Below are 14,590 nucleotides of genomic sequence, written 5' to 3' on the forward strand. Positions count from 1 at the left end.
CTAATTATAATAACTCTAGGTCTTGTAATTTTCGTCCAAAGGTATCATCCGCTGCAAGTTTAAGAAAATCCTCATGAAGACCTAATACCCGAAGTACATTAAAATAAGCACCCATAGCTACACCTTCATTTCCTTGTTCTATTAGATACAATGTAGATCTTGCGATATCTGCACGTTCAGCTACTTGATTAGTGGTAAGTTTACGTCTTTTTCTCGCTAGTTTAATATTCTCTCCCATTTGTTCCATCACCTCCTTATATTTAGGATAAATGATTTGTTTCTTCCTGTTCATCTTTGCAATGTATTACTAAAGCTATTAGTATTGCTAATGTTACTAATGTTACTAATGTTACTAATGTTACTAATGTTACTAATGTTACTAATGTTACTAATGTTGCTAATGATTGTTATTTCATACAAAAGTAATCTATTTGTTTGAAATAACAATCAATTTGTTTGTGTTTCTATTCTTCTTGTTCTTCTTCTTCTTGTTCTTGTTCTTGTTGTTGTTGTTGTTGTTGTTGTTGTTGTTGTTGTTGTTGTTGTTGTTGTTGTTGTTGTTGGAGATACCAAATCTCATCAACATGATCATCTCAGTTGGAATTATTCTTTTTTGAATCTATATAAATGAAGAGTAAAAACTTAAAAGTTAGAGAAATAAAAAAAGTACACTGTGACAAAAGATACATATAATTTCCAAGTCGAAAACTATTTTAGCAGTCTTTAAAAAATCAAATTAATTTTATAAGGCTAACCACTAAGGTTTTTGTTGATATTAGAATAAAAACGTCAATCAAGTAAACAATTAGAATTCTAACTTACTTAAATGAAAAAAGCTAAGAGATACAAGATTATCAATAAATTTTTTAAACTTGATCAGAGATTAAATAAGATAGAAAATTTGTTGCTCTTAAACGAATCGCAGATTAATCTATTATCATACGAAAGGTGCAAAAGCTCTTATAGTAAAAGTGAGCTTGCAATTCTGTTCTATATTCTGATGGATGAAGGTCTGTTCTTTTTTGATCCATCTGATGTGAAAAAAAATCGAATAAGTATTCAGGAATTCATAAGTAGTAATTTCACATATAGAGATAATGAAGGGGTTCAGAAAAAAATAACTAGAATTAGCAGACAGTTTTCCGAGTGTAAAGGTTATACTTATAAAGAGAAACAGATGAGATTTTTAGATGACTTGATTGGGATATTGACGGAGCGGAAAAGAAAACTTGAGAACTGGTAAGCTTGGAAAAAAAATATAATATCAACAAACAATTCAATTATGACAAAGAAAGAAAAGAGGCAAGCTTTTATAATGGAGATTAAAAACATTATTGATCCTTTAATGTTAAAACTGGAAGCGATCGATTCAAAAATCAGTAAAGGAAAAACCTTGAGACCTGTTTATTACAGAAATGAGGATTTAAAAAAGATATTTGGACTGTCTAATAATACTATTATAAAATACAGGCAGACTGGGATTCTTCCATATACTAAACTAGGAGATATATTTCTATACGATAGTATGAAGATTGAGGAAACTCTTCGTAAGAATAGTATCTGAATGAATCTTTTTTTTATAACAATACAAAGAGCAACTTTCTTTCTTTTTGCGAGTCTTGGTTCTTAAAAAAAATAATAATATGGAGATAAACAGAATTCAATATGCTTCAGATCTGCATCTGGAGTTTATTAAAAACAAAGAATTCCTGAGAGATAATCCCTTAATTCCAAAAGGAGATATCTTAATTCTCGCTGGGGATATTGTACCTTTTTCGCTCATGGATAAACATCACGATTTTTTTGATTTCTTATCCGATAATTTCCAAATGACATATTGGATTCCTGGAAATCATGAGTACTACTATTTTGATGCTCTTCTGAAAATAGGAACTTTTTATGAGAAGATTAGAAATAATGTAATCCTTCTAAATAATTATGTTGTAGAATATGATAATTTAAAACTGGTTTTCTCGACTCTATGGTCTCATATTAGTCCGATTTCCAGATTAAATATTGAAAGAGGGCTCAGTGATTTTCATGTTATTAAATATAATGGGGCAAGCTTTTCAGCAATTGATTATAATAAGTTATATTTTGAGAATTTAGAGTTTATCACGAAGATTCTACAGACTCCAGAGTCTAAAAAAACTGTTGTCACAACTCATCATGTTCCGACTTTTAAAGAATATCCAAAAATGTATGAAAATAGTCCCTTGAACGAAGCTTTTGCTGTTGAACTTTCAGAGCTTATTAAACAGTTCCAGCCAATTTACTGGATTTATGGACACAGTCATTATAATAATAAGGATTTTAAAATTGGAAATACAAATATAGTAACAAACCAGCTTGGATATATCCAACGAGGTGAACATGACAGGTTTTGCAGTGACAAAGTTTTAATTTTCTGAATTTCATGTTGTAAAGCTATTTCGACGGATACAATTTATTACTTTAATTCTTAATAGGAAAGTAATTTATGAAAATGCTATTTTACTGGAAGATATTTTACAACTAACGCTCCTTAAAGGTTTTAATGGTGATCAATGTAAGTGACATCGAAATTTAGTTTTTTCTACCCATGTTTTCTGCCCACCTTATCTACTTTTGTATTTAATAAAAGACCAGGATTTGAACTTTCTCAAGGATTGTAGTTCAATTGTTGATAAGGTTATCTGCCTACTTTTCTACCCACCTTTCAAAATTAGAGTGTTTTTAAGATATAACATCACAACTGGAATGTGCATTTATTTTTAGCTAACTTATATGAAGTTAAATCATGTTCGTTTTTTCGTATTGTTCACGAAACTTGAACTATTAAAAAAAGTGAACAAATCACAAGATACGAATCTGCTGCACCCAAATCAGCAAACATATCTGTCTCACCCCGATTAGAACCTCTTTTAAGAGCCAATGGCTTTAAAGATTTTTAACCGGGAATTTCCAGTTGCGCCACGATTCTGCCACAAAATTTGTAATATTGAATATCTTTAAAAATAGGTTTAATTTTTTTTTTTTGCAAAAAAAGATGTCCACTTGATATAAGCTCCAAATTAGAATTATGCTCAATCGGACAAATTGAACGTTGAAAAAGACAATAGCAAGGTTGATTTGATTTTAAAAATTATTGAGGAAGTTATTTGTTTTAAACTTATCGCTTGATTATGTCATAATCAGCTATACTTCGACATGGATTTATATAGTTAATTCTTTATTTGTTAATAATATCAGCCAGTTCTTTATTAGTATAATTGTTTATTATTCCTCTTTTAGTGACCAAATAATCAAAAATTGACTTGTGGTTCAAACTATGCGTTTCTTTTATTCCATTTATGATTGTATTTAAATAGCTCTCACTTGGCTTTGTTGAAATTTCTAAATCATTTTCATTTGTCAGGGTAAAAACGGGGTAGTTATCATGCTCTCCTAAATATAATAGATTTCCATACCATGAAGGACGTTTGAAAATGTAGTGACCGTGGCTAGTGGCACTTTCAAAATCTAGTAACAGATCATTTTTTGTATTTGTTTCTTGTCGTGCAATATCTATTAATTGACCTTTTGTTATGAGATAGATTCTGGCAAGAGTTGTTTCTTTTCTTTGAGATTTATTTTTAATAAAAGCTACACCACCGTTATCCCAAGTCCCTGATTCTTTAGCAAAATATAGTTCGAATGGTATGTGAAAATCTTGTTGCTCGATTGGAAGAGTTTTGTCATTGCAACCTTCATAAACTGTCTTTGCCCCATTTGGCTGTCCTCCTTTGATGTAACAAAGAAATCGATCTTCTAGCATGTTTGATCCGTAGCATGCATACCACAATTTATCTTGAATATTTGACATAAGTTAGTGTATAGAAATTACTAGTGAAAAATGAGTTTTAATTAGTAATTATTGTTTCTATATAATTAATACCCTGTTCGGTAGATTTTTCAATTTTTTTAAGCACTTTATTTTTTACTAAATTAGCAGCAATAACTATTTCAGCTTCTCCTCTGTTTGTTAAATACCCAAAAATATCTTTTTTATTAACTTGGCCACTAACAATAAAAGCAGTGTTGGTTGGATTGTCTTGAAAAGAAAAATCTTTAGCTATTTTTCTTTTTAATGTCCAGCTAAAACCACATCTGTTAATATTTCCGGGAGCACTTCGAATGCCTCTATAAACAGTTAAATCATTATCTAAATCATCGAAGTCATTGAACTCATCTTTAGAACAAAAAGGTGTATTAACTTTTTGAAACATATCAATAATAGTATCATGTGAAAAAAAAGTAAATAATGAAGTATTTGCATCGGTCATATTGTAGACGGAAAAAAGCAAATTTGTGAATGTATTTCTGTCTGATAAATTAAGACGATAGACAAAGTATAGCAAAACTTCTCTTGACCAGCAATTCTGCTCTGCAGAAAAAACATACATGGACATATGTAAATTATCGCTTCTTAAATTTTGCTCGAAAATGTATTTAATTGTTTTTTGATCATAAATGTTTTTATATTTTGGATGAGTATCTCCGTATCTCAGACAACGGTCATATATTCTTAAAAAGAGGTTAATGTTCTCTTCAGTCATTTTCTTTAATTTGTATATTAGTTATATAACTTTGTTTTTTGCAACTTTTATAGGTGTGCCTTTTAAATTCGGTTTCCTGATGTAAAAACTATTTGAGAATACTTTCTAATTGAATTAAGCGCTCAACTGGGATATTTAATAAGCTCGCAAATCTATTTAGAATTTTTCTTTCTTTGTCCGTAATCTCCGCATGGTCTTTCATCTCTTGAAACGCTTCTAAATATTCCTTTTCATCATCCGTCAAATTCCCTCCAGTTCTAACTTCATTTTCAATCTTTAATGCATTCTCAGGTGAAAGATTCAGCTTTACTCGTAATCTTTCTAAAATACTTCTTTCTTTGTCGTCAATTATTCCGTCATCTTCTAGCATAAATTTTATTTCTTCCTTGTAGTATTCCTCTTCAGTTGAAATAATTGCAGTGCTTGGATTGAATTGATTTTCTAACTCATTGACCTCTGTCAAATTTTCAATTGATTCGAACTCTATTTCGATGTCCCATTCAATTGAATCATTTTGATTGAAAGTACTTTCTACTATTTTAGATATGTTTTTGTTTTTCTCAGTATTTAGACTTCCAGATGCACTATAAGCTAAGTAGCTTATTTCTGCAGAAATATAATTTGTATACGCTTCTTTCAATGAAGTGTTTTCTTTTTCTGAAATTGAGTAAGTGCTTTTCGAGTTTAAAATGTCATGATGATGTTTTATATTACCAGTGATCCTTTGCTTGTATAGTCTTTGCCAAGTTGATTCATTCTCATACCAAATCATTTCTAAAGGCAGATAAGGCTTTTTTGTTGGATTAAAGATTTGTGTTCTTGAATAATAAGTATCATCCTCTTTTATCTGATCTTGATCGGAACTAAAATCTGTTTCATTATTTTTGGTACTTTTATTACTGCCTTTTATTCCAAATCCATTTATTCCGATAGCACCGTCTACTGATTTTTCACTATTGATATTTGAAGTTAGATTAATTAAGTTAGAACGACTGTTTTTACTTTCTTTAGCAACTTTTATAGTCATTTTTTTCGCACCTAAACATTGAATTAAATATGAAAACTCTTCAAATTTATCTCTAAATAATATTACTTCATAATCAGAAAAAGGCATGTAAATATCTTTAATATAGGGATGAAGAATATATAGCTCTTCCTTTTTGGGATTATTGTTAGGAAATTGAATATTTAATGGTAAATTATTTTTTTCTAATACGATAAAGGTTTCTTCAGGTGTACTTTTAAATTCGCTATCAATTAAAATTAACTTTCTTTGATGGTAGGGAAGGGTAATAAAAATTTTATTAAAATCATTTTGTAAAGTCTGCGTAATATCCCTAAATTTTAATTTTTGTTGGCTGTCCAGACTAAGTAGAGATGCTTTATTGTAGTATATTATAGCTTGATAGGTGTTGCCTAATTTGTTTAAAGTTGCAGCTTTTAATTCATACCATAAACAGGTGTTTTCGGTATAATTTTTTAAAACATAATCAGTTATTTCCAGGGCTTTTTTAAATTCAGATTTACCCTGATATGCTAAAAACTCATAGTATTTGAGATCAATAGGCATGTTGTTTTTCCCATATTGAACGGTGAATTGATCGTAAAGAATTAAAACTTGATTACTAAAATCTTTCTCAGCCAGTTCTAACATTTCTTTCTGGCTATGATTATTTTTAAAGTCAATGTAACTTTTATTAAGATTATTAAGTTTCTCTAGAGTTTCATTTCTTCCTTTATGGTATTTAATCAATTTAACCAATTCGTCAGTAAAATAAATTGGTGCATCATCATAATTATTTACGACAGCGAAAAAATTAAATATACCGCCAATTTCTTCATTATTTATATCAAAAAAATGGTATAATGTACTATCATATTCGATACTACTTATATCCTTAAAATAATAAACATTAATTTCATTAGATACTGACCAGTGAGCCGATATAAATTCTGTGGTTATTACTATGGATGTTAGTGTACTTTTCCCATTATTTTCTTCCCATTTTTTTTCAGAAAAATATAAAATTTCATTACCAGAATTTAACTTATGATAGTTGATAGCTTTTTTTTTTGCTAAAAGAGGTATAGGATCAATATATACTTCTGCCGAAATTATCTCTGGAAATTCTTTACTGAATTGTGGGGTTATCTTATTGTCTAAAAAGGCTGCATTTTTTAGATTTTGTAATAATGATTGCATGGCTAAATTTTACAGGGTTGGTGAATGTTTTGCTTTATTTGTTCCCGAAGGGTGACGGTGACAAGAATTACCTGTCAATGAAATAATTGTTGGTGCTGTAGTTCCGCAATATTTACAGTTATAACTGGATTTTTCACTTCCTTCATATAATTTGTGTTTTCCCTGGTTAGGACCTGAAGGATGACGGTGACATGAATTTGCTGTTAAGTTTGATATACTGGCACTTTTTGTTCCGCAGTATTCACAATAAAAATTTGACATTCGCTATTTTTTAAATGTATAAACAAGATCATTCTTTATTTTGTTTTATAAGTTTTCTACGCAATATAAATTAAGCTGCAAAGCCTCTGCCCATTTGTGCCAATTCATAAAAATGTTGGAATGCTATATCTACTTTTTGCGAAAAAACTAATCGGTCATAACTGGTTTCTGGCAGTAAATTCCCAAGGACCAATTGAATTTCTCTCTTAACTTTTTCTTGTGTTGCTTTTTCCTTATGCCATTCTTGAATTAGTATTTTATTTTTAGCATCGTACAATTTTTCTAATAAAGACTTTGCTGCCAATCGAACGGATTTTTCTTCTTCTTTGGTTAGTTTTTCTTTTTTTAATAAATCAAACAATTCTTGCTCTTCTTCCGTCATCTCATTTTTGGCAGCCCTTTGCTGCTCTTCATTCAGTTCTGCAGCTTCTTGTAATAATGCGTCATAAGCTTCTTCAATCGATATGCTGCCTGAATTATATTCATCAATTATCTTTTGAAAGTTTTCTAAAAATGAGCCTCTTGTTTTATTTTGAGCCATCATTTGTTTTAATTTAATTTCAAGCAATTCTCTTAAATCTGCAAACTGGATGTTTTTATGTTTTTTGCCTGAAAATTCACTTCGTAACAATTCGAAATTTAATTTACTTAAATCAATTTGTTTTGAAGTATCCATCTTGTAATCAAGAATTCCAGGTTTCTGCAAATCTCCTTTTCCAACAATACTGTTATCCAATAGCTCTTCAATCTTTTTCTTAGCTCTTTCAATCGCTTCATCCTGATCTATATTTCTATCCACAACACCCCTCAAATATTGTAGAACATCCCTGTTTTTTTTGACGATTGGAAATTCATAGATTTCAGGTTTGGCAGAATCATATAATGAAACAATAGTGTTTACAAATAGCCCTAACTGTTTACGATGTTCATCTTTGGCTAGAATGATATTGGCATATTCTTGAAACAATTCTATTTCTTTAAAACCTCTTTCATCCATTGATAAAATTTTATCGACATCAGCTCCTAATTCGCGGCAAAATAATTTTGCCTCTATTATTGCCTGATCCAGCAATGATATTAATTCCTCAAACTCTTTTGCGGGATATTCATCCTCATCGTCTTCACTTTTCTTGCCTTTAGTTCCTTCAGCGTAGGCTGCTAAAGCTATTTTAAGATTTCTAAAAACCCCAAAATAATCAATTACCAAACCATTTTTCTTTCCTTCAAGTACCCTATTCGTTCTTGCAATAGTTTGCATTAAAGTATGATTTTGTAATGGTTTATCCAAATATAGCGTAGAAACTGATGGAGCATCAAAACCAGTCATCCACATAGCCGTTACAAAAACAATGCGATAGGGATCGTTAGGATCTTTAAAGTAATCTTCAATATTTCGGCCATCATCATCCGGATTGTCTAACAGTTGCCTGTGTTGTTTAATATTTAAACCAGCTTCACTAAATATTTTTTCCTCTTCTTTATCGCTCCCATCCTGACTTATAACAACTGCCATTTTGGTCTCGATCATAAACTCTAAGGCGTTTTGATATCTTCTCTTTAGTTCAGGATCAGTTTCGCGAACTACTTTCTTTCTTAATTCTTTTATTTCTTCTTTTAGGTGGTATTGCACCTTTTCGTACATTTTGACCGCTGTAAATTTATCAATACTGATGACCATAGCTTTCATCGGTCTTCTGTTATTTTCTTCATCTACAACATCTAAGCGATATGGAAAATGCTTAACTATATGTTTTGCAATTTCTTCTAATCTATCATCTCTTCGTACTACATTTAGCAAGGTAGAAAACTCTTTGTCTAATTTGTTTTTCTGGTCATCGGTAAGGTGTTCATTTTCCAGAATTTCAGCTGCTTCACCAACTAAGTTCGGATTAACCTGTTCGACTCTTGGTACACTTTTTTTATAGAAAATAGGTACTGTTGCCCCATCTTCAATGCTTTGAGCAAAATTGTATTCTGAAATATAGGAACCAAACCAATCTTTGGTCAATTCACTTTTTAATAAAGGTGTCCCGGTAAAAGCTATGTATTGGGCATTTGGTAATGCAATACGCATATTTTCTGCCAAACTTTTGTACTGGGTTCTGTGAGCTTCGTCGACAATTACAATCCAATCTTTTCTGTCGGTTAGTTGCGGATACGTTTTTCCGCTTTCTACACCAAATTTAAAAATTAATGTAAAAACATATGCTCTATTGGATTGCAGGTATTCTCTAAGATTAGCTTTGTCTTTTGGCCTGAAGTAGTTTTCTTTTTGGTCTTTAGTCTCTACAATAGCCTCTGTTTCAAGAAAATTTCTATATATCTGACCATCTAAATCTTTTCGGTCAGTTATTATTAAAAAGGACCAATCTCCTGTAACTTTTCTATGAATTTTTTTAGAGAAAAAGATCATTGAATATGATTTTCCAGAACCCTGGGTGTGCCAAAAGATACCTAATTTTCCTTGATTAGTTTCTTTATCCTCAAGGGCAAGTATTGCATTGTTTACTCCTAAAAATTGGTGGTTTTTAGCAATAATTTTAATTTTGTTTTTATGATATAAAACAAAATTTTCGAAATAATCTAATATGTTTTCTTTACTGCAGAGCCCTTCTCCAAATATTTTTAGGCTTAAATGCTCTCCAGTTTTTTGGCTTTCGATTTCAATTTCTTCTTTTGTAGGCTGGTCATGAGTAATGGATGTATCGGTTAATTTCAGCCAAGAGAAGAAGTGATCCCAAGGCGCATTAAAGCTGCCTACTCTGGTTTGAATTCCATTGGAAATACATACAAATAAATTGTACCAAAATAACTGAGGAATATCTCGCCTGTAATCTTTTAAGTTTTTATCAAATCCTACTTTTGCTTTTTCGGTGGCATTTTTTAATTCAATCATTACCAATGGCAGGCCATTGATGTATAGCAATAAATCAGGTCTTCGGGTAATGTTTTGTGTTTCCTGATATTCAATACTTAATTGAGAAACCATTAAGAAATCATTCTCTGTTTTATTTTTAAAGTCAATTACTTTAACATAATCATTTTCTTCCCGACCTAGTTCATTTTTATAATCAACAGGCACACCGTTTTTAATCAGCTGATAAACTTCCTTGTTGGCTATTATAGGTGCAAGTGCAGCTCTACTTTTGGTAAGCTCATAAATCGCATGGTCAATACACTCAGGAGGTAAATTTTTATTTAGCTTTTCTAAACTAGAACGCAATTGATCGAGTAACACTACATCTTTGAGTGTTTCCCTGCCCATAAGTTTCTTCTCCCAAGCATTGATGTGTGTATAACCCAATTTTTCTGTAAAAAAATTGATATCGGCAACTTCAATATCTGATTCGTTTAGATATGCCATATTTATGATTTATTAAAAACTTATTTTTTTAAAACTTCTTGACAAAAATCAATTGCTATTTCAATTTTATCTTTCGTAATAGACTCATTTAACAGATAATAATTGCTTGCTTTTACCAAGTTAAAGTTTTTTACTAATGAGTCAAACTCTTTATGCTTTTCTAAATTATATATTTCATAACCTTCATCACCACAATAAATAGTAATATCTTTTGGTAATCCTATACACCCCAATTGATCTGTATATCGTCCATGATATTTTTTTACTTTGTTCTCTTTTGAGAACTTTTCTTTTATAGCAGTTAAATATGGGTTTATGTGATAGGAAGCCAAAGGCTGTTTACCTGAGTTACCAACACTATTTATATTAAAACCATTGTTGTCTTTCCAAGTAAATAGATTAATGTTATCAACGATATATGATGTGAATTCTGGATATTTAATAAAATAGTAAATCCAATTTTTGTCTGTCGGATTAAAAGTATTTATCATTTTATATAATTTTTCAGCAATTGTTTTTTCAGTTAATTTTATATATTCTTTTAGAAACGAATTGATACTAGCTTTGATTTTTACCTGTTCAATTTTATCGGTTGTTGTTAAAATTCTATTCCAACCTTCTTCAGAACCAAAATACCAAATTGCGCCTAAACTTGAATAATCATGTGTTTTAACTGAAAAGTCTCCATGCGTTAGCAGAGCTCTCACTACAAGTGAGTTATTTGTCTCTTTAAATTCCCAAATTTCATAAAATGCATTAACATGTTTTTCAATATCTTCTGATTCGACATCGAAATTATCAGTTATACCTTCCAAGTAAAAATGTTCCTCGAGTTTAATAATAGCTTCTTCTTTTTTATCATTCTCAAGAATTGCAATCACTTTATTTTTTTCTGCATCAAAAACCTCTTTTGTAAATCCTTTTAATGTATTTTCAGTAAATAATCGGAATACATTTTTACTAGGATTTACTTTTATTAGCTGTATTAATTCTATAATAAAATTAGAATATTCGAAAAAGTTTGGCAAACGTAAATTGGAAGTGTATTCAATTCTTTTGGATGTATTCACCTGTCGTGTTCGAGATAGTAAATTCCTTGTTATTCGAATAAAATCTTTTAAATTTTTATCAGGAAATGAAGTTTTTGTTTCAATACAAAAATCCAAAACACCATACAAAAGTACTCTTTGTTTTACATCAAAGTTTTCGTCTGTAAATGCTCTTAGAAATAAATCGGTAGGCTTATCATCGAATAATTTTACTTTACCAATTTCATATTCATTATTACAAAACAATTCGCTAAAAAATAATCCCACATCTTTCACACTTGATAAAAAATCCAGTGAATTGAAGAGAAAATCAACATTTTCCTTAAATGCGTAAACTGTTTTTAAGGATTCGAAATTCTTAGTGAAGTTTCCATCTTTATTATTTTTGTAATGTTGCATTTCTGCTACATAATAGAAAAAGTTTAATATGTTTTCATCTAAACCTTTATTACTTATCTTCCTGTAATTCCAAAATAAATCAACCCATTTACCATCAATATTAAATGCAAAATATTGTTGATAGGTTATTTTACTCCCTTTGAAATCAATGCTTTCTTTAAAATAGTTTGTTTCATCATCATTTAAAAGTTGAGAGAATATTGCTTTAAAATTTTCAAAAGGCGTTAAAGGTTTTCCTCTTGAGTTCATTTTAATATATAACTCATCTGTTAATTTAAATTCATCGGATTTAATATCAATATAATCAAAGGTAATTAGCGCATTTAAGGTTAATTTATCCCATACATTTTCACAATCGGCTAATGTTGTATGAATTGTTTCCAACATATTCAGCATTGCAATAATTGTTGGGTCATTTTTCCAAGAAGTCATAAACCAAGACGAATCTATTATTTCTTCCTTTATGGATTCAATTTTATCTAAATTTGAAATTGGATTGTTGACTAAATTTTCGCAAAATCTTTTGGAAGAAATTCTTGTTTCATAAGTAAAATTTAAAAGCGTTGATTTAACATCGCTTCTTTCTTCATCTTTTGTTAATTTACCTTCTTTAGAAGCGAAATACCAATGTAACAACCACAAAGTAGTTAATCGTTGTTGTCCATCAAGCGGTATAAAATTGGTTTTGCCTTGACTTGTTTTTTCAGTATAACCATAGACGAAATCTAGATTAAGCTTTTCTGTTCCGTCATTTAAGATTTTTTGAATTTTCGTAATGAAACTATTTCTTAAATCTTTTTCTGATTCTCGACCTTGTGCATAATCTCTTTGGATCAATGGAATTTTGACTAAATTATTTTCTAATAATGTGTATAAAGTGTATTTCATCGATTTTCTTTAATTAACTGCTTCTATTACAAAATAATTATACATTTCCTCAAGACTTTTAAGATACCCAGTTCTATCTTCTGATCTCCAATAGGCATTGTTTTGTGGATAATCTGTGTAAGATTTTAGAAAAACATTTCTTGAACTAACAGGAATGTAATATCCTTTGACTTCTCTCTTTTTAATTTTTTCTCTTTTTACATCGAAAACAGAATTGTTAAGTTGACTGTTGGTGTTTTTATCAATTAAACATAAATTATCAATCTGATGAATGTTTTTTTCATTGATTCCAGCTATTTTATTGATTAATGAATACACAGAATTTACAATTTTATTAAATTTTTCTTTGTCTAAATCATCATCTTTTAAAGCAGAATTCATCTTTTTGATTATACTTTCAAATTGCACATCATTTGTATTGGTCAATGACTTTATGTGGTCTTGTAGCCAAGATTTTTGGTGTGCTGGTTTTGTAATATTTTCAGAGTTTTGTGCGTGGATGTGCTCTAGACTCCATTTTTCGTTCTTTTTAGTTTTCTTGTAAAGGTTGAAAGGAAATTTTGCTTTTTCTTTTTCCGATTTTAAGGTAGCTATCACATTGTGTAAAAACAAAATCCTGATAATTAATGGCTTATCGTTTGTTTTTTGGTCTTCGTTTTCATAACACAAATCTTTTAGATTTACGGTTATACTGTTGCCACTTGCATCTTTACCTTTTGTGTTTATTTTGATTAACTCTTTAATTTCACCTTCGAGATAGGTTACAAATGATTTTTTTGTTCGTTCTTTAGATTCTTTTATTAAAGTATCAATGATATGACTTCCTCTTGATTCAATTAGGTATCCAATGTAATGATAGAGTTTTCTGTTATTGAACCATTCTTTGTAATATTCAAAATATTCAATAACCATTTCCCAAATGTGTTTTACAGCATCAATTCTTGATTTTTTATCATTAGTAATTAAGTCTTGTAAATAAGCTGACAGGATTAGAAAAGTTGCGTGCTTGAAATTTTTAGATTCAAAATATTTTTTCTCTTTTAAAATCTTATTTGCAATCGCATCAAAAATAAATTCGATGTGTGTTGGCTTTAAATTTTCTTCGTTGCTTAAAAAATACCAAAAGGCTTCTTCTTGTAAGGTATATTCAATTGTGTCCCATTCTGTAGCAATTTCAAACAATTTCATTTTGTTGAATTTCAAATCATCAGAATGGTATTTGTCGCTTTGTAGCAAAAGGGCTTTAATTAATTCGGCATCGGTTAATGGAATTTTGCCTACATTCAATCGAATAAATACGTCTATTGGATTTTTTTCTTGTTCTACATCATACCAAATAAAGCGGATGTTTCTATTGCCTCCAGTATTATCATCAAGCAAAATAGGAATTAATTTTCCTTTTGCTCCTGCGTGATTTTTAAACCAAGTTTCTATATAACTATAGCTATTACAGATGTGCTGAAAATCAATATTTGATTCATCAACAGTAGTTATAAAAGTTCTATCGGCTAAAAACTTTTCGCATTTATCTCTTGTCTCGTAGTTTAATGTAAAAAGTTCTTGATTATAACCATCTTCAAATCTTCGTTCTTCTAGATAAACGAGTATTAGATACAAAGTTGTAAGTCGTTGTTGCCCATCTAAAACGTTATATTCATTATCTGCAATTTTTTGAACTACAATAGGCTGTAAACAGTAGAACTCTCCCTTGTTTGAAGTGTTCATGAAATTCCAGATATCATCTAATAGTTCAGTAACTTCTTGTTCTTCCCATCTATAGCCACGTTGATAATGTGGAATTATAAATTTTTTGCCAAACAAATCTATCAATGGTGTTGTACTACTCATA

The 14,590-nt window shown here is 29.9% G+C and carries 11 protein-coding genes; 3 read left to right on the forward strand and 8 right to left on the reverse strand.

All coding sequences use genetic code 11. From position 1 onward, the window contains the following. Nucleotides 1–4 precede the first annotated feature (4 nt). A complete protein-coding gene (locus P2W65_RS11260; RefSeq protein WP_281635554.1) occupies nt 5–292 on the reverse strand; it encodes a helix-turn-helix domain-containing protein in 288 nt (95 codons plus the stop codon). 534 nt (nt 293–826) lie between these two features. Between P2W65_RS11260 and P2W65_RS11265 the strand changes: the two genes are divergently transcribed. From P2W65_RS11265 to P2W65_RS11275, 3 genes are all read left to right on the forward strand, one after another. After that, entirely contained in the window at nt 827–1,243 is a 417-nt protein-coding gene (locus tag P2W65_RS11265) for a hypothetical protein (protein ID WP_289665602.1), read from the forward strand. A 39-nt stretch (nt 1,244–1,282) separates the two neighbouring features. Next, nucleotides 1,283–1,564, forward strand: a complete 282-nt coding sequence (locus P2W65_RS11270) for a helix-turn-helix domain-containing protein (RefSeq protein ID WP_289665603.1) — start codon at nt 1,283–1,285, stop codon at nt 1,562–1,564. A gap of 79 nt (nt 1,565–1,643) precedes the next feature. Further along, nucleotides 1,644–2,411: a metallophosphoesterase gene (locus P2W65_RS11275; protein WP_289665605.1), complete on the forward strand. Its 768-nt coding sequence runs from the start codon at nt 1,644–1,646 to the stop codon at nt 2,409–2,411. Between the two features lie 800 nt (nt 2,412–3,211). Here the strand turns inward: P2W65_RS11275 and P2W65_RS11280 are convergent. From P2W65_RS11280 to P2W65_RS11310, 7 genes are all read right to left on the reverse strand, one after another. Further along, nucleotides 3,212–3,844, reverse strand: coding sequence for a hypothetical protein (locus P2W65_RS11280; RefSeq protein ID WP_289665607.1), 633 nt, complete (start codon nt 3,842–3,844; stop codon nt 3,212–3,214). Nucleotides 3,845–3,881: 37 nt separating this feature from the next. Then, a complete protein-coding gene (locus P2W65_RS11285; RefSeq protein WP_289665609.1) occupies nt 3,882–4,577 on the reverse strand; it encodes a hypothetical protein in 696 nt (231 codons plus the stop codon). 88 nt (nt 4,578–4,665) lie between these two features. Next, a complete protein-coding gene (locus P2W65_RS11290; RefSeq protein WP_289665611.1) occupies nt 4,666–6,780 on the reverse strand; it encodes a hypothetical protein in 2,115 nt (704 codons plus the stop codon). A gap of 9 nt (nt 6,781–6,789) precedes the next feature. Continuing rightward, nucleotides 6,790–7,041: a hypothetical protein gene (locus P2W65_RS11295; RefSeq protein WP_289665613.1), complete on the reverse strand. Its 252-nt coding sequence runs from the start codon at nt 7,039–7,041 to the stop codon at nt 6,790–6,792. A gap of 70 nt (nt 7,042–7,111) precedes the next feature. Next, entirely contained in the window at nt 7,112–10,405 is a 3,294-nt protein-coding gene (locus P2W65_RS11300; protein WP_434783360.1) for a type I restriction endonuclease subunit R, read from the reverse strand. 20 nt (nt 10,406–10,425) lie between these two features. Next, on the reverse strand, nt 10,426–12,741 hold the full coding sequence (locus P2W65_RS11305; RefSeq protein ID WP_289665617.1) for a DUF262 domain-containing protein: 2,316 nt from the start codon (nt 12,739–12,741) through the stop codon (nt 10,426–10,428). 9 nt (nt 12,742–12,750) lie between these two features. Then, nucleotides 12,751–14,589: a DUF262 domain-containing protein gene (locus tag P2W65_RS11310; RefSeq protein ID WP_289665619.1), complete on the reverse strand. Its 1,839-nt coding sequence runs from the start codon at nt 14,587–14,589 to the stop codon at nt 12,751–12,753. Between the last annotated feature and the right edge of the window lies 1 nt (nt 14,590).

Source organism: Flavobacterium panacagri, from assembly GCF_030378165.1.
GTDB classification, from domain to species: domain Bacteria; phylum Bacteroidota; class Bacteroidia; order Flavobacteriales; family Flavobacteriaceae; genus Flavobacterium; species Flavobacterium panacagri.

Excerpts from the sequence above, each read along its gene's own strand:
- P2W65_RS11305 (WP_289665617.1), bottom strand. The coding sequence starts at position 12,741 with ATGAAATACACTTTATACACATTATTAGAAAATAATTTAGTCAAAATT.
- P2W65_RS11290 (WP_289665611.1), bottom strand. The coding sequence starts at position 6,780 with ATGCAATCATTATTACAAAATCTAAAAAATGCAGCCTTTTTAGACAAT.
- P2W65_RS11265 (WP_289665602.1), top strand. The coding sequence starts at position 827 with ATGAAAAAAGCTAAGAGATACAAGATTATCAATAAATTTTTTAAACTT.
- P2W65_RS11300 (WP_434783360.1), bottom strand. The coding sequence starts at position 10,405 with ATGGCATATCTAAACGAATCAGATATTGAAGTTGCCGATATCAATTTT.
- P2W65_RS11260 (WP_281635554.1), bottom strand. The coding sequence starts at position 292 with ATGAACAGGAAGAAACAAATCATTTATCCTAAATATAAGGAGGTGATG.
- P2W65_RS11295 (WP_289665613.1), bottom strand. The coding sequence starts at position 7,041 with ATGTCAAATTTTTATTGTGAATACTGCGGAACAAAAAGTGCCAGTATA.
- P2W65_RS11310 (WP_289665619.1), bottom strand. The coding sequence starts at position 14,589 with ATGAGTAGTACAACACCATTGATAGATTTGTTTGGCAAAAAATTTATA.
- P2W65_RS11275 (WP_289665605.1), top strand. The coding sequence starts at position 1,644 with ATGGAGATAAACAGAATTCAATATGCTTCAGATCTGCATCTGGAGTTT.
- P2W65_RS11285 (WP_289665609.1), bottom strand. The coding sequence starts at position 4,577 with ATGACTGAAGAGAACATTAACCTCTTTTTAAGAATATATGACCGTTGT.
- P2W65_RS11270 (WP_289665603.1), top strand. The coding sequence starts at position 1,283 with ATGACAAAGAAAGAAAAGAGGCAAGCTTTTATAATGGAGATTAAAAAC.
- P2W65_RS11280 (WP_289665607.1), bottom strand. The coding sequence starts at position 3,844 with ATGTCAAATATTCAAGATAAATTGTGGTATGCATGCTACGGATCAAAC.